At 53.5% G+C, this 19,085-nt stretch carries 18 protein-coding genes and 1 pseudogene; 13 read left to right on the top strand and 6 right to left on the bottom strand.

What is annotated here, in order from left to right; translation table 11 throughout:
- Window positions 1–45 precede the first annotated feature (45 nt).
- The gene (mrcA, locus tag E1B03_RS24455; protein ID WP_165955340.1) at window positions 46–2,598 is read right to left on the bottom strand and encodes a peptidoglycan glycosyltransferase/peptidoglycan DD-transpeptidase MrcA; all 2,553 of its coding nucleotides are present in this window, start codon (window positions 2,596–2,598) and stop codon (window positions 46–48) included.
- 120 nt (window positions 2,599–2,718) lie between these two features.
- On the opposite strand from mrcA, the gene E1B03_RS24450 reads away from it, so the two are divergent.
- The 13 genes and pseudogenes from E1B03_RS24450 to E1B03_RS24390 form a co-directional block, all read left to right on the top strand.
- Window positions 2,719–3,498, top strand: a complete 780-nt coding sequence (locus tag E1B03_RS24450; RefSeq protein ID WP_103769587.1) for a type IV pilus biogenesis protein PilM — start codon at window positions 2,719–2,721, stop codon at window positions 3,496–3,498.
- On the top strand, window positions 3,498–4,037 hold the full coding sequence (locus tag E1B03_RS24445; protein ID WP_103769588.1) for a PilN domain-containing protein: 540 nt from the start codon (window positions 3,498–3,500) through the stop codon (window positions 4,035–4,037). The genes E1B03_RS24450 and E1B03_RS24445 overlap by 1 nt, the downstream gene beginning before the upstream one ends.
- Complete coding sequence (locus tag E1B03_RS24440; protein WP_133087062.1) at window positions 4,021–4,476, top strand: HofO family protein; 456 nt, start codon at window positions 4,021–4,023, stop codon at window positions 4,474–4,476. Before E1B03_RS24445 ends, E1B03_RS24440 begins: the two co-directional genes overlap by 17 nt.
- Window positions 4,466–4,876 (top strand): HofP DNA utilization family protein, encoded by a 411-nt coding sequence (locus tag E1B03_RS24435; protein ID WP_103769590.1) that lies wholly within the window; start codon window positions 4,466–4,468, stop codon window positions 4,874–4,876. The genes E1B03_RS24440 and E1B03_RS24435 overlap by 11 nt, the downstream gene beginning before the upstream one ends.
- Window positions 4,782–6,029: a DNA uptake porin HofQ gene (gene hofQ / locus E1B03_RS24430; RefSeq protein WP_133087061.1), complete on the top strand. Its 1,248-nt coding sequence runs from the start codon at window positions 4,782–4,784 to the stop codon at window positions 6,027–6,029. The genes E1B03_RS24435 and hofQ overlap by 95 nt, the downstream gene beginning before the upstream one ends.
- A 404-nt stretch (window positions 6,030–6,433) precedes the next feature.
- Window positions 6,434–6,955 (top strand): shikimate kinase AroK, encoded by a 522-nt coding sequence (gene aroK / locus E1B03_RS24425; RefSeq protein ID WP_003023552.1) that lies wholly within the window; start codon window positions 6,434–6,436, stop codon window positions 6,953–6,955.
- Between the two features lie 57 nt (window positions 6,956–7,012).
- Window positions 7,013–8,101 (top strand): 3-dehydroquinate synthase, encoded by a 1,089-nt coding sequence (aroB, locus tag E1B03_RS24420; protein ID WP_003827681.1) that lies wholly within the window; start codon window positions 7,013–7,015, stop codon window positions 8,099–8,101.
- 96 nt (window positions 8,102–8,197) lie between these two features.
- Window positions 8,198–9,484, top strand: coding sequence for a cell division protein DamX (gene damX, locus E1B03_RS24415; RefSeq protein WP_133087060.1), 1,287 nt, complete (start codon window positions 8,198–8,200; stop codon window positions 9,482–9,484).
- 117 nt (window positions 9,485–9,601) lie between these two features.
- Window positions 9,602–10,438 carry an adenine-specific DNA-methyltransferase gene (dam, locus tag E1B03_RS24410; protein WP_133087059.1) on the top strand — a complete coding sequence of 279 codons (837 nt, stop codon included), beginning with the start codon at window positions 9,602–9,604 and terminating at the stop codon, window positions 10,436–10,438.
- 17 nt (window positions 10,439–10,455) lie between these two features.
- Window positions 10,456–11,133: a ribulose-phosphate 3-epimerase gene (rpe, locus tag E1B03_RS24405; protein ID WP_003023561.1), complete on the top strand. Its 678-nt coding sequence runs from the start codon at window positions 10,456–10,458 to the stop codon at window positions 11,131–11,133.
- Window positions 11,126–11,884, top strand: a complete 759-nt coding sequence (gph, locus tag E1B03_RS24400; protein WP_133087058.1) for a phosphoglycolate phosphatase — start codon at window positions 11,126–11,128, stop codon at window positions 11,882–11,884. Before rpe ends, gph begins: the two co-directional genes overlap by 8 nt.
- Window positions 11,877–12,881: a tryptophan--tRNA ligase gene (gene trpS, locus E1B03_RS24395; protein ID WP_048213541.1), complete on the top strand. Its 1,005-nt coding sequence runs from the start codon at window positions 11,877–11,879 to the stop codon at window positions 12,879–12,881. Before gph ends, trpS begins: the two co-directional genes overlap by 8 nt.
- A gap of 41 nt (window positions 12,882–12,922) precedes the next feature.
- Window positions 12,923–13,063: pseudogene (locus tag E1B03_RS24390) on the top strand (aminotransferase); the annotation flags it as partial.
- A 68-nt stretch (window positions 13,064–13,131) separates the two neighbouring features.
- Here E1B03_RS24390 and E1B03_RS24385 read toward each other — a convergent pair.
- From E1B03_RS24385 to nirB, 5 genes are all read right to left on the bottom strand, one after another.
- The gene (locus E1B03_RS24385; RefSeq protein WP_003827690.1) at window positions 13,132–13,302 is read right to left on the bottom strand and encodes a YhfL family protein; all 171 of its coding nucleotides are present in this window, start codon (window positions 13,300–13,302) and stop codon (window positions 13,132–13,134) included.
- A 278-nt stretch (window positions 13,303–13,580) separates the two neighbouring features.
- The gene (cysG, locus tag E1B03_RS24380; protein ID WP_103769596.1) at window positions 13,581–14,954 is read right to left on the bottom strand and encodes a siroheme synthase CysG; all 1,374 of its coding nucleotides are present in this window, start codon (window positions 14,952–14,954) and stop codon (window positions 13,581–13,583) included.
- 26 nt (window positions 14,955–14,980) lie between these two features.
- On the bottom strand, window positions 14,981–15,784 hold the full coding sequence (gene nirC / locus E1B03_RS24375; RefSeq protein WP_103769634.1) for a nitrite transporter NirC: 804 nt from the start codon (window positions 15,782–15,784) through the stop codon (window positions 14,981–14,983).
- 186 nt (window positions 15,785–15,970) lie between these two features.
- Window positions 15,971–16,297, bottom strand: a complete 327-nt coding sequence (gene nirD, locus E1B03_RS24370) for a nitrite reductase small subunit NirD (RefSeq protein ID WP_043018558.1) — start codon at window positions 16,295–16,297, stop codon at window positions 15,971–15,973.
- Entirely contained in the window at window positions 16,294–18,837 is a 2,544-nt protein-coding gene (nirB, locus tag E1B03_RS24365; protein WP_133087057.1) for an NADPH-nitrite reductase large subunit, read from the bottom strand. Before nirB ends, nirD begins: the two co-directional genes overlap by 4 nt.
- Between the last annotated feature and the right edge of the window lie 248 nt (window positions 18,838–19,085).

Here is a 19,085-nt window from a genome sequence, read left to right as displayed (position 1 = left end):
GCCGAAAATGTAGGCCGGATAAGCGAAGCGTCATCCGGCAAAAGATTAGAACAACTCGTGCGTCTCACCATTATCAATAATGGTTGTCCCCACCTCATGCACCGCCTGTTGCGTCGGCTGAGTGCCTTCAATGAAGTACTCTGCGCGGCTGTTGCCACCGCTTGCCAGTTGACCTGTGCTGCGATCGATATTGACCGTCACGATACCCGGCGGCGGCGTCAGCGGCTGTTCAGGCACGCCTTCCAGCACGGACTTCATGTAGGCGTCCCATGCAGGCTGCGCACTCTTCGCGCCACCTTCGTAGCCGGAGATTTGGTCTTTGATCGCCCCGGAGGCTGTCGTGTGACCAAGGTTACGGCGATGGTCATCAAAGCCGATCCATACTGACGTCACCACCCCTGGTCCGTAACCGGAGAACCACGCATCTTTAGAGCTGTTGGTGGTCCCGGTTTTCCCGCCGATATCATGACGCTGTAAATCACGACCTGCGCGCCAACCGGTTCCCATCCAGCCTGGTTCACCAAAGATGTTGGTGTTCAGCGCGCTTTTAATCAGGAAGGCCAGCGGCGTGTTGATCACGTGTGGGGCATACTCCTGCGTTCCGCTTTGCGCGACCAGCGCCTGGTTGGCCTGCTCAAGCTGTGGCATAGGCACGGCGGCATTCTGCTGTTCCTGCGAAACGGCGACATCTTCTACGTTACTGTTTTCCAGTACGTTAGATTTTTGGGTATCGCCGTAAATCACCGGAATATCGCATTCCGGACAGGCGATTTTCGGTTTCGCTTCGAAGATAACGCCGCCCATATCGCTTTCGATTTTGCTGATGAAATACGGATCGACCAGGAAGCCGCCGTTAGACATCACCGCGTAACCTCGCGCCACCTGCAACGGCGTGAATGAGGCCGAACCCAGCGCCAGCGATTCGGTGTGCACAATGTTCTGTGCCGGGAAGCCGAAACGTTGCAGATACTCTGCCGCGTAATCCACGCCCATGGCGCGCATGGCGCGTACCATCACCACGTTTTTCGACTGGCCCAGCCCCTGACGTAAGCGGATAGGACCAGCATACTGCGGCGGTGAGTTCTTCGGCTGCCAGTCGGAACCGGCACCGGCATCCCAGCGGGAGATCGGTACGTCGTTGAGCATGCTCGCCAGCGTCAGGCCTTTATCCATCGCGGCGGTATACAGGAAAGGTTTGATATTGGAACCCACCTGGCGTAACGCCTGGGTTGCACGGTTAAACTTGCTCTGGTTGAAGTCAAAACCACCAACCAGTGCCAGCACCGCTCCGTTTTGCGGATTGATGGAGACCAGAGCGGAGTTAACGTCCGGCACTTGCGCCAGCCACCAGGCATCGCCAACCTGGCGTACCCAGATTTGCTGGCCGGTCTGTACCACGTCGGTCACTTTACGCGGCGTTGGGCCTTGCTGGGTATCCGAGCGGTAAGGACGCGCCCAGCGCATGCCATCCATTCGTAATGATACGGAGGTACCATCCGCCAGAGCGGCGATGGCTTCCTGCGGATTGGCGCTGGTAACAATCGCCGGCAGCAGGGGACCATAAGTCGGCAGCGCTTTCAGCGTATCGGTGATCTTCTTGCTGTCCCAACTGCTTTCGCCCACTTTCCACAACACGTTCGACGGGCCGCGGTAGCCGTGGCGCATGTCGTAATCCATCACGTTGTTACGTACCGCCTGCTGAGCCGCTTGCTGTACTTTGCGCGTAATGGTGGTGGTAATGCGATACCCGTCTTCATAGGCTTTTTCGCCATAACGGTTATACATCTCCTGGCGCACCATCTCAGACAGATACGGCGCGGAGAAGGCAATTTCCGGCGCGTGGTAGTTGGCGTCAATGGCCTCGCCGCGTGCCTGATCGTACTGGGCCTGCGTGATGTAGTTTTCGCTCAGCATACGCGACAGCACGACGTTACGTCGCGCGGTTGCTCTGTCCATCGAATAGAGGGGGTTGAAGGTTGACGGCGCTTTTGGCAGACCGGCAATCACCGCAATTTCACTTAAGCTGAGCTGATCAACGGTCTTACCGAAATAAACCTGCGCGGCAGCACCCACGCCATAGGCGCGATACCCCAGGTAGATCTTGTTCAGATACAGTTCGAGGATCTCATCTTTACTCAGCAGTTGTTCAATGCGGATCGCCAGGAACACTTCCTTGATCTTACGCATCAGCGTACGTTCCGGGCTCAGGAAGAAGTTTCTCGCCAACTGTTGGGTGATGGTACTCGCCCCTTGCGATGCGTGGCCGGAGAACAACGCGACGCTAGCCGCACGGAAGATCCCCACCGGGTCTACCCCATGGTGCTCATAAAAGCGACTGTCTTCTGTGGCGATAAAGGCTTTAACCATTACCGGCGGCATCTGATCCAGCGTGACCGGGATTCGACGTTTTTCGCCATATTGCGCGATCAGCTCGCCGTCGGCGCTGTAAACCTGCATCGGGATCTGTAAACGCACATCTTTGAGCGTCGCGACGTCAGGTAATTGCGGCTCAATATAGCGATAGAGGCCATAAATCGAGCCTGCTCCCAGCAGGATGCAACATACTGCAAGGATTAATAAATACTTTACGAACTTCACTGGAGATTTCCCATTTAGTGGCATTTGGGCAGTTTATAAACAAACGCGCGGTAGTATAAAGGCAAGCCAGACGCATTGATATACCCGTTAAAGCAACGGGTGATAAGGAGATCATCAGCAATGGCTTTCAATATCTGGAAAATTGGACTGCATATTCAGCAACATGAAGCGCTGGCTGTCGCCGCTGTTCACGACGCATCCGGCTGGTTTCTCCAGCGCTGGTGGCGTATACCGCTGGCGCCTCAGGTTATCGTCGATGGCCACATTCGCGAGCCTGAACAGCTTGTCGCAGCGCTGCTGCCGTGGAGCCGGGAACTTCCACGCCGACACCATATTCATCTCTCCTTTCCCGCCAACAGGACGTTACAAAAAAAGTACCCTCGTCCGGACATGACGTTGCGCGAGCCAGAGCAAACCGCATGGTTGTCCGGCTCGATGGCGCGAGAGCTGGATATGGCGCCGGACGCACTGCATTTTGATTATAGCGAAGACACGTTGAGCCCGGCGTTTAACGTCACCGCCGCGCAAAGCAAAGAGATTTCAGCGCTTCTGACGCTTATCCAAAGGTTGAAGGTACAAGTTACGGCGATTACGCCGGATGCCAGCGCATTACAGCGATTTATGTCGTACCTGCCCGAACATCAACAGTGTCTGGCATGGCGTGATGACGCCCAGTGGCTATGGGCGACCCGTTCGGCATGGGGACGAAAATCAACGGGCGATATTGGCAGCATTGACGAGCTTGCCGCGACATTATCTCTAACCACGACAGCCATTGCGCTATGCGCTCCCGACGGCTTCGATCCTTTAAGCGTGGTGTCCGTGCGTCAGCCGCCAATTCCAACGCCAGCCCATCGCTTCGCGATTGCTCTGGGACTCGCTATGGGAGGCGCGTGCTGATGATAGCGACCATCAATCTTCTGCCCTGGCGTCAGACGCAACGTCGCGTTTGCCTGCGCTTCTGGTGTGTTTTGTTTAGCGCTTCGCTACTGCTCAGCATTGGCGTGTTGTTACGCTATCAAAGCGTTATTACCGTAGAAAACCGGACAGAATTACTGCTGGCAGACGCAGAAAAAACGCGGGCTGAGGCCTTAATGGCGCTAAAACCGCGTATACAGCAGCGCCAGCAACAACGACAACAGATTCAGGCGCGCAATAAGCAACGTGCGCAGACCCGAAGCTGGCAGCAGGTTTTGCAACGGCTAGCGGAATTACTGCCGGAGCAGGCGTGGCTAACAAAAATCACCTGGCAGCAGGAGACGCTGGAACTGACGGGAAACACGCTGAACTTTGCCGCACTGAAGGCACTGGAAGCGCAATTACGCCAGCAGCCGATGTTTAGATTGGGCAGCCCTGGCGAAACGCAGCAGGATGCGCAGGGGCGCTGGCAATTCCACTATCGACTGACGCGGAGCGGTGCGCATGATAACGCTCTGTGATCGCTGGTTAGCGCAGTCGCCGCGCTTTCGGCTTGTCTGCTGGTGCGGCTGGATGCTGAGTCTGATTATCGCCGTCTTGCAATGCCTAAGCGCCACCAGGCAGCAACGGGTTATGCAACAAGAGGCGCTAAGCCAGCAACGTACGGTCGTTCAGGCACAATGGCGAAATTTATATCTGCTGGTGGCATCACCAGAAGAACCTGAAGAGACGCTGGCTGCGTTCTCTCCGCTGCGGTTTCAGACGCCTCTTGTACGTCTCCTCCACTGGCAGCCCTCTGCACTGGGCGGAGAGATGACGCTGAAGCCAGAGTGGGATGGCATCCCGCCGATGTTTGTCCAACTGGCGGAGCAGGGGATGAACGTCAACCGGTTTTCGCTGAGCGCAGAAGGCACGGAACTGCTGCTAACGCTACAACTGGAGCGCCTGAATGACGGTTGAACGTTGGCTGTTGGCAGGCATAAGCGTACTGATGCTCACCGGTATGCGTAATCCCTTCCTGCCGCCGGAGGACCGTTGTCAAATTGTCGAGCTGCCGACATGGCGCTACCAGGGGATGGTGAACCAGGGCGCGCGATTTATCGGCATCGTTCAGGATAGTCAGAATAAATGGCGACGGGTTGAGCGAAATGACGTCCTGAAAAACGGTTGGACGATTACACAGATAACGGCCGAGAGCGTAACCCTCGACACAGGGAAGAACTGCGAGCCGCCGCGGTGGCAGTGGCAACGACAAGGAGCGGTAAATGAAGCGATGGATAGTGTGGATAGTCTTCGCGCTGGCAGTCGGGAAAACAAACGTGCTGGCGGCGAAACCACAAAACGTGACGCTGGTGGTTGATGACGTGCCGGTTGCACAAGTGCTACAGGCGCTGGCTGAACAGGAGCAGAAAAACCTGGTGGTCTCGCCGGATGTCAGCGGTGTGCTGTCGCTGCATTTGACGGATGTCCCCTGGAAACAGGCATTACAAACGGTGGTGAAAAGCGCCGGGCTGGTATTACGCCAGGAGGGCAATATTCTGCATGTGCATTCTGTTCAATGGCAGAGTGAGAATGCGGCTCGCCAGGACAATGAACAGGCGCGGATTCAGGCCAGTTTGCCGCTGGAGCAGCGCAGCATTATTTTGCAATATGCCGATGCCTCTGAGCTGGCCAAGGCCGGAGAAAAGCTGCTCAGCGCTAAGGGCAGCATGACGGTGGATAAACGAACCAACCGCTTACTGCTACGTGATAATAGCGTTGCGCTCAACGCACTCGAAAAGTGGGTGTCGCAAATGGATCTGCCGGTTGCCCAGGTTGAACTGGCGGCGCATATCGTCACGATTAATGAAAAAAGTTTGCGTGAGTTGGGGGTTAAGTGGTCGCTGGCTGACGCACAGCAGCCGGGGGCGGTGGGGAACGTCACAACGCTTGCCAGCGATCTCTCTGTATCCGCTGCCACATCTCGTGTGGGATTTAACATTGGCCGTATTAACGCACGTTTACTGGAGCTGGAGCTGTCTGCGCTGGAACAAAAACAGCAGTTGGATATCATCGCCAGTCCACGCTTACTGGCTTCTCACCTGCAACCTGCCAGTATTAAGCAGGGTAGCGAGATCCCGTATCAGGTCTCCAGCGGTGAAAGCGGCGCAACATCCGTCGAGTTTAAGGAAGCCGTGTTGGGGATGGAGGTAATGCCCACTGTGTTGCAGAAAGGGCGAATCAGACTGAAACTGCATATCAGCCAGAACGTTCCCGGGCAGGTGCTGCAGCAGGCGGATGGCGAGGTACTGGCTATTGATAAGCAGGAGATTGAAACCCAGGTCGAGGTAAAAAGTGGCGAGACGATTGCGCTGGGCGGGATTTTTTCACATAAGAATAAATCCGCAGCCGACAGCGTACCGCTATTAGGCGATATTCCCTGGCTTGGCTCTTTCTTTCGCCATGATGGTAAAGAAGACGAACGGCGCGAATTAGTGGTTTTTATTACGCCCAGACTGGTTTCAACGCAATAACTTATGCATGAAAAACCGTTGTTTTTGCACTGAACACGTTTCAGGGATTTGACGTGCGGGTGTATTTAGCATACAAGGAGTACCGATTTGAGCGTCGGTACTTTTCTTTACTTATGCGGCAGTGAATACACTTTGCCTTTCTGGTGGTGTGTCATAGGCTTATTTGGTGTCATTTGGCTGCGCGATACGTCGTCAGGTCTGATGTTTGCTGGGTAGCATGCCTGCCACGACCAGAAATGCGTAAGGTTTGGTGATTTATTCAGTTGCCAAACCCGCTTGAGTATTGAGATAATTTTCAGTCTGACTCTCGCAATATCTTATGAGGTTTCAGTTCATGTCCTGCTGCGCTTGGTGTCTGCGAAGCGGGTTTACCATTAACGAATAGTCTTAGTAGTACCGAAAAAATGGCAGAGAAACGCAATATCTTTCTGGTTGGGCCTATGGGTGCCGGAAAAAGCACTATTGGGCGCCAGTTAGCTCAACAACTCAATATGGAATTTTACGATTCTGATCAAGAGATTGAGAAACGAACCGGAGCTGATGTGGGCTGGGTCTTCGATGTAGAAGGTGAAGACGGCTTCCGTGATCGCGAAGAAAAAGTCATCAACGAGTTGACGGAAAAACAGGGTATTGTGCTGGCAACTGGCGGTGGCTCTGTAAAATCACGTGAAACACGTAACCGTCTTTCCGCGCGTGGCGTCGTGGTCTATCTTGAAACGACAATTGAAAAACAACTTGCGCGTACTCAACGTGACAAGAAACGCCCGCTGCTGCAGGTAGAATCACCGCCTCGTGAAGTTCTGGAAGCGTTGGCTGACGAACGCAATCCTCTGTACGAAGAGATTGCTGACGTGACCATTCGCACCGACGATCAGAGCGCAAAAGTCGTAGCAAACCAGATTATTCATATGTTGGAAAGCAACTAATTCTGGCTGAATACACACTCGTCTGCGGGTACAAGTAACTAAGGTGGATGTCGCGTAATGGAGAGGATCACAGTCACTCTCGGGGAACGTAGTTACCCTATCACCATCGCGGCTGGTTTGTTCAATGAGCCAGCTTCATTCTTACCGCTGAAATCGGGCGATCAGGTTATGTTGGTGACCAACGAAACCCTGGCTCCCCTTTATCTCGATAAGGTTCGCGGCGTACTTGAACAGGCGGGTGTTAACGTTGATAGCGTTATCCTTCCCGATGGCGAGCAGTATAAAAGCCTGACGGTTCTGGATACGGTTTTCACCGCATTACTGCAAAAACCGCACGGTCGTGATACCACGTTAGTCGCACTTGGCGGCGGCGTGATTGGCGATCTGACCGGTTTTGCGGCGGCCAGCTATCAGCGTGGTGTTCGTTTTATTCAAGTCCCGACAACTCTGTTGTCGCAGGTCGACTCTTCCGTTGGCGGCAAAACCGCCGTAAACCATCCCCTCGGTAAAAACATGATTGGCGCGTTTTACCAACCAGCCTCCGTGGTGGTGGATCTCGATTGTCTGAAAACGCTTCCTGCGCGTGAGCTGGCATCGGGGCTGGCGGAAGTGATCAAATACGGCATCATTCTTGACGGTGAATTTTTCAGCTGGCTGGAAGACAATCTGGATGCGTTACTGCGTCTGGATGGTCCGGCGATGGCGTACTGTATTCGTCGTTGTTGTGAGCTGAAAGCAGAAGTTGTCGCAGCAGACGAGCGCGAAATGGGCTTACGTGCTTTACTGAATCTGGGACACACGTTTGGCCATGCGATCGAAGCTGAAATGGGTTATGGCAATTGGTTACATGGTGAAGCAGTCGCAGCAGGTATGGTAATGGCTGCTCGTACGTCAGAACGCCTTGGGCAGTTTACCTCCGCAGATACACAGCGCATTATTACGCTGCTGCAGCGAGCGGGCTTACCGGTTAATGGACCGCGTGAAATGTCTACCGAGGCTTATTTGCCGCACATGCTGCGAGATAAAAAAGTGTTAGCGGGAGAGATTCGTTTAGTGCTTCCGCGGGCAATAGGGAAGAGTGAAGTGCGCGGCGGAGTGTCGCACGAGGTGGTTCTTAACGCTATTGCTGATTGCCAGCAGGCGTAACAACAAGAAAGGTCTGGCTTACGTTGCGAAACGTAGGTCTTTTAGCTTCAGGTTATGTGCAAAGTCGTAAGCATTAGCCTTTGAGTGGGGTGTTAAATGGATGAATTCAAACCAGAAGACGAGCTGAAACCCGATCCCAGCGATCGTCGTACTGGTCGTTCTCGTCAATCGTCTGAACGCGATAATGAGCCGCAAATCAATTTTGATGATGTTGATCTGGACGCTGACGATCGCCGTCCAGCGCGCGCACGTAAAGAGCGTGAAGAAGAGCGGGACATTGAAGAAGAGTATGAATCTGATGAAGATGACGTGGATGAAGAGCGTGTAGAACGTCGTCCGCGCAAGCGTAAGAAAGCCGCCAGCAAACCAGCCTCTCGTCAGTATATGATGATGGGTGTCGGTGTTCTGGTGCTGCTGCTGCTGATCATCGGTATCGGTTCTGCGCTGAAAGCCCCCTCATCCTCTTCCAGTGAGCAAACCGCATCTGGTGAGAAAAGCATCGATCTTTCTGGCAGCAACGCGACGGATCAGGCGAGTACGACTACGCCTGCAACGGGCGCTGAGCAGACCGCTGGTAATACCCAGCAGGATGTTTCTCTGCCGCCGATTTCCTCTACCCCGACTCAAGGTCAGGCACCTGCGGCAAGTGAAGGCCAGCAGCGTGTTGAAGTGCAGGGCGACCTGAACAACGCTCTGACGCAACCGCAAGGTCAGGAGCAGGTTAACAACGTTGTGGTTAACTCAACGCTGCCAACCGAGCCTGCGACCGTTGCGCCGATGCGCAATGGTAATGCTGCCCGCCAGACTGCAAAAACGGAAACTGCTGAACGTCCTGCAGCTACGCATCAGGAACGTAAACAGGCCGTAATTGAGCCGAAGAGCAAACCGCAAACTACGGTGAAAGCGACGCAGACGGAGCCGAAACCTGTTGCTCAGGCAAAACCAACCGCAACAGCGCCGACGACCACAACCAAAGCACCTGTGGTTACCGCTACACCGAAGGCGACTGCTGAGCCGAAAGCGACTGCAACTACAACGCCTGCGCCAACCGCGACGGCAACAACGTCTACACCGGTTGCTGGCGGAGCGAAAAGTGCAGGAAATGTCGGAGCGTTAAAATCTGCGCCGTCCAGTCATTACACGCTGCAGCTCAGCAGTTCTTCTAACTACGACAACCTGAACGGTTGGGCGAAGAAAGAGAACCTGAAGAACTACGTGGTGTATCAGACGACGCGTAACGGTCAACCGTGGTATGTTCTGGTGACGGGCGTGTACGCGTCTAAAGAAGATGCGAAACGTGCAGTGTCTACGTTACCCGCCGATATTCAGGCGAAAAACCCGTGGGCAAAACCGCTGCACCAGGTTCAGGCCGATTTGAAGTAAGATAGGATATGTTCTGCAATGGTTTGCTGTTTCGCCCAATTGCGGGACAAAGACTAAAGCGCAGGATGCTGTCGGAGCTTTCTCCACAGCCGGAGAAGGTGTAATTAGTTAGTCAGCATGAAAAAAAATCGCGCTTTTTTGAAATGGGCAGGGGGAAAGTACCCCCTGCTTGATGATATCAAACGGCATTTACCTCAGGGTGAGTGCCTGATTGAACCCTTCGTGGGTGCTGGGTCGGTGTTTCTCAACACCGACTTTTCTCGTTATATTCTTGCCGATATCAACAGCGACCTCATCAGTCTCTATAACATCGTGAAGACGCGCACCGATGAGTATGTGCATGCTTCGCGTGAGCTGTTTATGCCTGAAACCAATCAGGCTGAGGTGTACTATCAGTTCAGAGACGAATTTAATGCCAGCCAGGATCCGTTCCGCCGTGCAGTGCTGTTCTTGTATCTGAACCGCTTTGGTTACAACGGATTGTGCCGTTATAACCTGCGTGGCGAGTTTAATGTACCGTTTGGTCGTTATAAAAAACCTTACTTCCCGGAAGCCGAGTTGTACCATTTTGCTGAGAAAGCACAGCATGCGGAGTTCCATTGCCTCTCCTATGAGGAGTGCATGGACCGTGCGGATACCAACTCTGTGGTCTATTGTGACCCGCCTTATGCACCGCTTTCGGCGACGGCAAATTTCACCGCGTATCATACCAACAGCTTTAGCCCGAAAGAGCAGGCGCATCTGGCCGAGATGGCAGAAAAGCTGGTCAGTAAGCAGATCCCGGTGTTAATTTCGAACCATGACACGCCCGATACCCGCCAGTGGTACAGCGCGGCGAAACATTTTCAGGTCAAAGTGCGGCGCAGCATTAGCAGCAATGGCGGCACGCGTAAAAAGGTGAATGAACTGCTGGCACTGTATAAACCAGGAGTTGTAACGCCTGCGAAGAAATAATTCTCAAGGAGAAGCGGATGAAACAGTATTTGATCGCCCCCTCAATTCTGTCGGCTGATTTTGCCCGCCTGGGTGAGGACACCGCGAGAGCACTGACTGCCGGTGCCGACGTCGTGCACTTCGACGTCATGGACAATCACTACGTACCGAACCTGACCATCGGCCCGATGGTACTGAAATCGCTGCGTAAATATGGCATCACCGCTCCGATTGATGTTCATCTGATGGTGAAACCGGTCGATCGTATTGTCCCGGACTTCGCCGCCGCTGGTGCCAGCATCATTACATTTCACCCTGAAGCCTCTGAGCATGTCGATCGCACTTTACAGCTGATCAAAGAACATGGCTGTAAAGCGGGTCTGGTATTCAACCCGGCAACGCCGCTGAGCTATCTGGACTACGTTATGGATAAGCTCGATGTGATCCTGCTGATGTCCGTTAACCCAGGCTTTGGCGGGCAGTCCTTCATCCCACAAACGCTGGATAAGCTGCGCGAAGTGCGTCGCCGCATTGATGAATCTGGCTATGATATCCGTCTGGAAGTGGATGGCGGCGTCAAGGTAAACAACATTGGTGAAATCGCGGCAGCGGGTGCAGATATGTTTGTCGCAGGCTCTGCCATTTTCGACCAACCAGACTACAAAAAAGTCATTGATGAAATGCGCAATGAACTGGCGAAGGTAAGTCATGGATAAGTTTCAGGATATTCGGGGCGCTGCATTTGACCTCGACGGCACGCTGGTCGACAGCGCGCCGGGATTAGCCGCTGCGGTGGATATGGCGCTGTATGCGCTGGAATTGCCGGTTGCCGGTGAAGAACGTGTTATCACCTGGATTGGTAACGGTGCAGATGTACTGATGGAGCGTGCGCTGGCGTGGTCTCGTCAGGAGCGCGCAACATTACGTAAAACGATGGGTAAACCGCCCGTTGATGATGAAATCCCCGCCGAGGAACAGGTGCGTATTTTGCGTAAGCTGTTCGACAGATACTACGGCGATGTCGCAGAAGAGGGGACATTCCTGTTCCCTGATGTTGCCGACACGCTGGGTGCGCTGCATGCCAAAGGTTTGCCGCTAGGTCTGGTGACCAATAAACCGACCCCGTTTGTTGCGCCATTGCTCGAGGCGTTAGATATCGCCAAATATTTTAGCGTGGTCATTGGTGGTGACGACGTGCAGAATAAAAAACCGCATCCGGATCCGCTGCTGCTGGTGGCAAGCAAGCTAGGCATCAAGCCTGAGCAAATGCTCTTTGTAGGGGATTCGCGCAATGATATCCATGCGGCAAAAGCTGCTGGCTGTCCGTCCGTTGGTCTGACCTATGGCTACAACTACGGTGAGCCGATCGCGCTGAGCCAGCCCGACGTTATTTACGACCGTATTAATGAACTATTGCCCGCTCTCGGGCTTCCGCATAGCGAAAATCAGGAATCAAAAAATGACTAAGCCCATCGTTTTTAGTGGCGCACAGCCCTCAGGTGAATTGACCATTGGCAACTATATGGGTGCGCTGCGTCAGTGGGTGAGCATGCAGGATGACTACCATTGCATCTACTGCATCGTTGACCAACATGCCATCACCGTCCGTCAGGATGCTCAGCAACTGCGTAAAGCTACGCTGGATACGCTGGCGCTGTATCTGGCATGCGGTATCGATCCTGAAAAAAGCACCATTTTCGTCCAGTCTCACGTACCGGAACATGCACAATTAGGTTGGGCGCTGAACTGCTATACCTACTTCGGTGAACTGAGCCGTATGACCCAGTTTAAAGACAAATCCGCACGCTATGCGGAGAACATCAACGCCGGTCTGTTTGATTATCCGGTGCTGATGGCGGCAGACATCCTGCTGTATCAGACCAACCAGGTACCGGTTGGCGAAGATCAGAAACAGCACCTGGAACTGAGCCGTGATATCGCCCAGCGCTTCAACGCCCTGTATGGCGACATCTTCAAAGTGCCTGAGCCGTTTATACCTAAATCCGGCGCGCGCGTAATGTCGCTGCTGGAGCCGACGAAGAAAATGTCCAAGTCGGATGACAACCGCAACAACGTGATCGGCCTGCTTGAAGATCCGAAATCGGTGGTTAAGAAAATCAAACGTGCGATGACCGACTCCGAAGAGCCGCCGGTTGTGCGCTACGACGTGCAGAACAAAGCGGGTGTTTCCAACCTGCTGGATATCCTCTCTGCCGTCACTGGTCAGAGTATTCCGGAGCTTGAACAGCATTTCGAAGGCAAAATGTATGGTCATCTGAAAGGTGAAGTCGCAGAGGCCGTTTCTGGCATGCTGACCGAGCTTCAGGAGCGTTATCACCGTTTCCGTAACGATGAAGCTTTCCTGCAGAAAGTGATGAAAGACGGTGCGGAAAAAGCCAGCGCCCGCGCGTCTGTTACGCTGAAAGCCGTTTACGAAGCGATTGGTTTTGTCGCCAAGCCGTAATGCGCTCTGCGTTGTTGAAGAAACCGGGTTACGCCCGGTTTTTTTTTCGCCTTTCGGGGACGTTTCGCGAAGCGAATCCGTCGCTGGGTGATTATGCGATCCGTATTAATCCGAATCGAAGTGGAGAACAGACCGTGCTACGTATTCTGCGCGAGAGCGTGAGTGCGATAACATGTGAATGAGCATCTACTCTATAAATGCAAAAAACCGGGAAATTCCCGGTTTTTTTGTATCTGCGCAATCGCTTTTATTACTGGTTTGCAGCCGGACCACAGCCACCAATAATTTTAGAAATTGAAATAGCTGGATGCAGGAAGTAATCGTAGCTGCAGTTATTTTTTGTATTTTCGATATGGCCAGTACACGCGGTCAGCGTAGCCAGAACACCAGCGACGAGGGTGATTTTTGCAAATTTCAGCATGTTAAAATCCTTGTAAGATATCTGTTTTTAAATGGATGAAATCCATTTCTCGGCGGTTAAGATATCAACTAAAATAAAATTTAAGTAGTCCGGATAAGGACATAACAAGCTTTGTGTAAATTATATAATTAGTGAATTAGATTACAGGTCGGTTATATTTTAATTAATGATTAATAGTTGGTTTGCTGAGGTGAGAATATAGCGTATTTCGTTTATTATTTATTTCTGCAGGATGATAAATACATGCCCTGAATATCAGAGCATGTATTTGCATTCAATTAATGGTTCGAGAACCAGTTCAGCTTATCGCGCAGTCCAACCACGCGACCGACAATTATCAGCGCTGGGCTTTCAACCTGCTGCGCCAGTTCGCCGAGCTGCGTCAGTACCCCGTTGACGACGCGTTGCTTCACGGATGTACCGTTTTCTACCAACGCGACAGGCATATCGGGCTGCATGCCAAATTCGATCAGTTTTTCCTGAATGGTGGCAGCCTGGTTCAGACCCATGTAGAACACCAGCGTCTGTTTCTCTGCCGCCAGGTTTTCCCAGTCCAGCTCTCCGCCGGTTTTCAGGTGTCCGGTAACCAGACGTACGCTCTGGGCGTAATCACGATGCGTCAGCGGAATGCCGGAATAAGCGGAACAACCGGAAGCCGCGGTAATGCCCGGCACAACGGAGAATGGAATACCGGCGTGGCACAGGGTTTCCAGCTCTTCGCCGCCGCGGCCAAAGATGAACGGGTCGCCGCCTTTCAGACGCACGACGCGTTTGCCCTGTTGCGCTTCACGCAGCAGGATCTGGTTAATCTCTTCCTGCGGCACGCAGTGATAACCCGCACGTTTGCCTACGAACACACGATCTGCATCGCGGCGTACAAGGTTCATGATGTCGTCGGAAACCAGGCGGTCATAGACCACGACATCTGCTTGCTGGATCTGCTGTAGACCTTTCAGCGTCAGCAGCCCGGCATCGCCAGGACCGGCGCCAACTAGCACCACTTCCCCGCGATGGTCCAACGGTTCGCTGAGCAATTGCTCAGTGGTTTCCTCGACGGCTTTCTGGTCACTGTTTGCCAGCGACTGCGCCAGGCGGTCATTCACAAACAATTTTTCCCAGAAGCGGCGACGCTCCCCCATGCTGGCAAACTGCTGCTTCACTCGGGAACGCAACTTACCGGCATACTGCGCGACCTGGCCCAGATGCTGAGGCAGTACGGATTCAAGTCTTTCACGCAGCAGACGGGCAAGCACCGGCGATGTCCCGCCGGAGGAGACCGCCACCATCAGCGGCGAGCGGTCGATAATGGAGGGCATGATAAAACTGGCTGCTTTTGGTGCATCGACCACGTTGCAGAATATACGGCGTGATTCTGCGGCGGTGCTGACGTTTTGGTTGACGGTATCGTCATCGGTGGCGGCAATAGCCAGCCAGCAGGCGTCGAGCAGGGACTCATCGAACGGCCCTTCAACCAGCGTCAGCATGCCTTCATCTGCCCATACTTTGAACTGCGGAATAAACGCCAACGCATTAACCGTTAAACGTGCGCCCGCTTCCAGCAGTAACCGCGCTTTGCGTTCTGCGACATCACCACCGCCGACGATCAAGCAGTCACGGTCACGTAGTTGACAAAATATAGGCAAATGATCCACGACATTACCCCTTAATTATTTGGCTGTTATGCCAGATTTTCAGCTTGGTTGATTTTTGCCGGAACAGGACGCTCCGATTTTGGCGTAGCATACCAATAACCCAATCCCATGAATACGACACCGGACAAAGTATTACCGAGTGTCACCCACAGCAGGTTATGACCAATTCCTGACAGGGTATAGGCTTCGCTGTGGTGACCGAACCAGGAGAGGGCAAACAGCGTCATGTTGGCAACCGAGTGCTCGTAGCCGGAAGCAATAAACGCCAGCAGACACCACCAGATAGCGAGGAATTTTGCCGCGCCTTCGGTACGAATCGCCATCCAGATTGCCAGACAAACCAACCAGTTACACAACGCGCCTTTGAAGAACAGCACCGTTGCAGGCGCGGTCGTTTTTGCCAGCGCAACCGAATGGACGATGCTGGTATCGACCGGCAGCAGGCTGCCGCCACCCCAGCTGTACAGCAGGGCGACAAACACGGAACCGACCAGGTTACCCAGCCAGGTTTGCGGCAGAATAGCCCACATCTGACCGTGGCTGATGGTGCCTGCTTTGACGCCGAGCGTCAGGAACATGGTGTGACCGGTAAACAGTTCCGAACCGGCAATAATGACCAGCGTTAAGGCGATACCAAAGGTTGCACCCATCACCAGAGGACGTACGGACGGGTCGAGCAGATTACCGAGGGTAAAAATAAGGATGATGCCGAGGCCAACGTAGGCCCCTGCCATTGCCGAACTGACCCAGAATCCGAGAGGGTTATTTGCCGACAGGCGGGCGATGCGCGCAGCGTTAGCCGCACACTTATTGATAGTGTCTGTGAACATGTGTTGATTATCCTTGAAGTACAAAAATAAAAAGAAATCGTAACCGTAGGCCGGATAAGGCATTTATGCCGCCATCCGGCAATGTGCTTTTGCAATTGCCTGATGGCGCTACGCTTATCAGGCCTACCAATAAAAGACCTACAAATACGTCAAAAAAGGGGAGGCGTTGCGCCTCCCATAAATTAATTAACCGCGCAGTTGCACCGTGCCGTCTTTCACTCGCGCTTCGTAATGTTTCACGGAGAACTGTTCGTCTTCCATGCACAGACCGTCGCTTAAACGAAAGCGCTGTTTTTTCAGCGGGCTGGCGACCCACAACTCACCCTGATGTTCAGCAATCAGCCCGCGAGAAAGCACGCTGGACTCAAAGAACGGGTCGATGTTGCTGATCGCAAACACCTGGTCGCTGTGATACGGGCGGAAAATCGCAACTTGCTCGCTACCTAACAGGGCGCAGACGCCTGTTGCAGGCAGAATGTCATCGATTTTGCAGATGTTTTGCCACTGGCTCATGCGTTTTCCTCCACCAGAGTCACCGGGATACGCTCATACGGCGTGGCCGGACGATGTTGTTCACGTTCAGGCACAACCTGGACATTCGGATCGCGTTTTTCGCTGTTGATAAAGTGCTTGAAGCGAACCTGCGCGGATGGGGTGTTAACGGTTTCTGTCCACTCGCAGACTACCGCTTCACGCAGACGGGCCATCTCTTCTTCCAGATGCTGGTTCAGGCCCAGCTTGTCGTCGATGATGACTGATTTCAGATACTCGATACCGCCTTCCAGATTGTCTAACCACGGTGCGGTACGGGTCAGTTTGTCGGCAGTACGGATGTAGAACATCATGAAACGGTCAAGGTACTTGAGCAGCGTTTCGCGATCGATATCCGCTGCCAGCAGGTCTGCATGACGAGGTTTCATCCCGCCGTTACCGCAAACGTACAGGTTCCAGCCTTTCTCAGTGGCGATGATACCCACGTCTTTACCCTGAGCTTCCGCACATTCACGGGTACAGCCGGAGACACCGAATTTCATTTTGTGCGGGGTACGAATGCCTTTGTAGCGATTTTCCAGCTCCACGCCGAAGCCCACGCTATCGCCGACGCCGTAACGGCACCAGGTGCTGCCTACGCAGGTTTTCGCCATACGCAGCGCTTTGGCATACGCGTGACCGGTTTCAAAGCCCGCTTCAATCAGCTGACGCCAGATTTCCGGTAGGTCGTCTTTTTGCGCGCCGAACAGGCCGATACGCTGAGAACCGGTGATTTTTGTGTACAGGTTAAATTCACGTGCGATACGGCCCACGGCCACCAGGCCTTCAGGGGTAATTTCACCGCCCGCAGAGCGCGGGATCACGGAGTAGGTACCGTCTTTCTGGATGTTCGCCAGGAAGTTGTCGTTGGTGTCCTGCAGCGGCGTGTGCTGCGGTTTAAGGATGTACTCATTCCAGCAGGAAGCCAGCAGAGAACCGACGGTCGGTTTACACACTTCACAGCCGTAGCCTTTCCCGTGTTTTGCCAGCAGCTCTTCGAAGGTTTTGATGCCTTCTACGCGGATGAGATGGAACAGTTCCTGACGTGAGTATGGGAAGTGTTCGCACAGGTTGTTGTTAACTTCGATACCCTGTTTCGCCAGTTCGGCGTTGAGGACCTGCGTTACCAGCGGGATACACCCGCCGCAGCCGGTACCCGCTTTGGTTTCAGCTTTCAGCGCCGCAACGGTATGACAGCCTTTGTTGATCGCGGCAATCAGCATGCCTTTGGTAACATCGAAGCAGGAACAAATCTGCGCGCTGTCCGGCAGTTTATCGACACCGATAGACGGCTTACCGCTGCCCGCATGTGCTGGCAGAATCAGTGAATCCGGGTTTTCCGGCAGTTCGATGGCGTTTAGCACCAGCTGCAGCAGGTTGCCGTAATCGCTGGTATCGCCGACTAAAACCGCGCCGAGCAGGGTTTTGTTATCTTCGCTAACGATCAGGCGTTTGTAGACTTCTTTGCTTTCGTCGAGATAGACGTAGCTACGGGCACCCGGCGTGCGCGCATGCGCGTCGCCAATCCCGCCGACGTCAACGCCGAGCAGCTTCAGCTTAGCGCTCAGATCCGCGCCTTCAAAGGTGTTTTCGGTTTCGAGGATATGGTCAACGGCAACCTGCGCCATTTTGTAGCCCGGGGCAACCAGACCATATACGCGGTTGTTCCAGCTGGCGCATTCGCCGATGGCATAGATATCCGGGTCAGAAGTCTGGCAGGTGTCGTTAATCACGATACCACCGCGCGGAGCGACGTCCAGGCCGCATTGGGTCGCCAGTTTGTCGCGAGGACGAATACCGGTAGAGAAGACGATAAAATCGACTTCCAGTTCGCTACCGTCGGCAAAACGCATGGTTTTGCGTGCTGTGGTGCCTTCCTGGACGATCTCTTTGGTGTTTTTGCTGGTGTGCACGCGCACGCCCATGCTTTCAATTTTGCGACGTAACTGCTCGCCACCCATATGATCCAGCTGTTCAGCCATCAGCATTGGGGCGAATTCAATCACGTGGGTTTCAACGCCGAGGCTTTTCAGCGCACCGGCGGCTTCCAGGCCCAGCAGGCCACCGCCGACCACGGCGCCGCGTTTGCTACGGCGCGCGCATGACTCAATAGCGTTGAGGTCTTCTATGGTGCGGTAAACGAAGCAGTCCTGGGTTTCCGAACCTTTGATCGGTGGGATCCACGGGTAAGAGCCCGTCGCCATGATCAGCTTATCGTAATAAACCGTACGACCCGCGCTGGAGTGGATCACCTTCTCCTGGCGGTTAATGGTAATTGCGCGCTCGCCCACTAACACCTTAACGCCGTGCTTCTCGTAAAATCCTTCACGCACCAGAGATAGCTCTTCTGCGGTGTGGTGGGAGAAGTAGGAAGACAGGTGCACACGGTCGTACGCTTTGCGGGGTTCTTCACAGAAGACGGTAATATCAAAATTGGCAGCGTCGGATTTATCAAGAAGATCCTCAATAAAGCGATGGCCGACCATACCATTACCGATAATAGCGAGTCTGACTTTGCTCATTTTTGCCTCGATTTCTTTTCTATTACTGCCTACCTTAACGATTCAGCAACCCCGCTTATTGATGCAAATCAAATTCGCCTTTATATACTCCTTAAGAGGTATATAACTGATTTGTCAGCATTTTTATAAGTGACGGAATTAACTGGCTTTTCGTGTTTGTATAAAAAGCATACAAATTAAGGGGTTTTTGTAAGAGTTGGCCTACATGACCAGTGGTAGAGGAGGGAGAGCGATAATATGCCGGATGG

Origin of the sequence: Citrobacter arsenatis, from assembly GCF_004353845.1 — a bacterium.
Lineage (GTDB): Bacteria > Pseudomonadota > Gammaproteobacteria > Enterobacterales > Enterobacteriaceae > Citrobacter > Citrobacter arsenatis.
The sequence above is the reverse complement of the archived record's forward strand: the minus strand, read 5'-3'. Positions and strand labels throughout refer to the sequence as shown.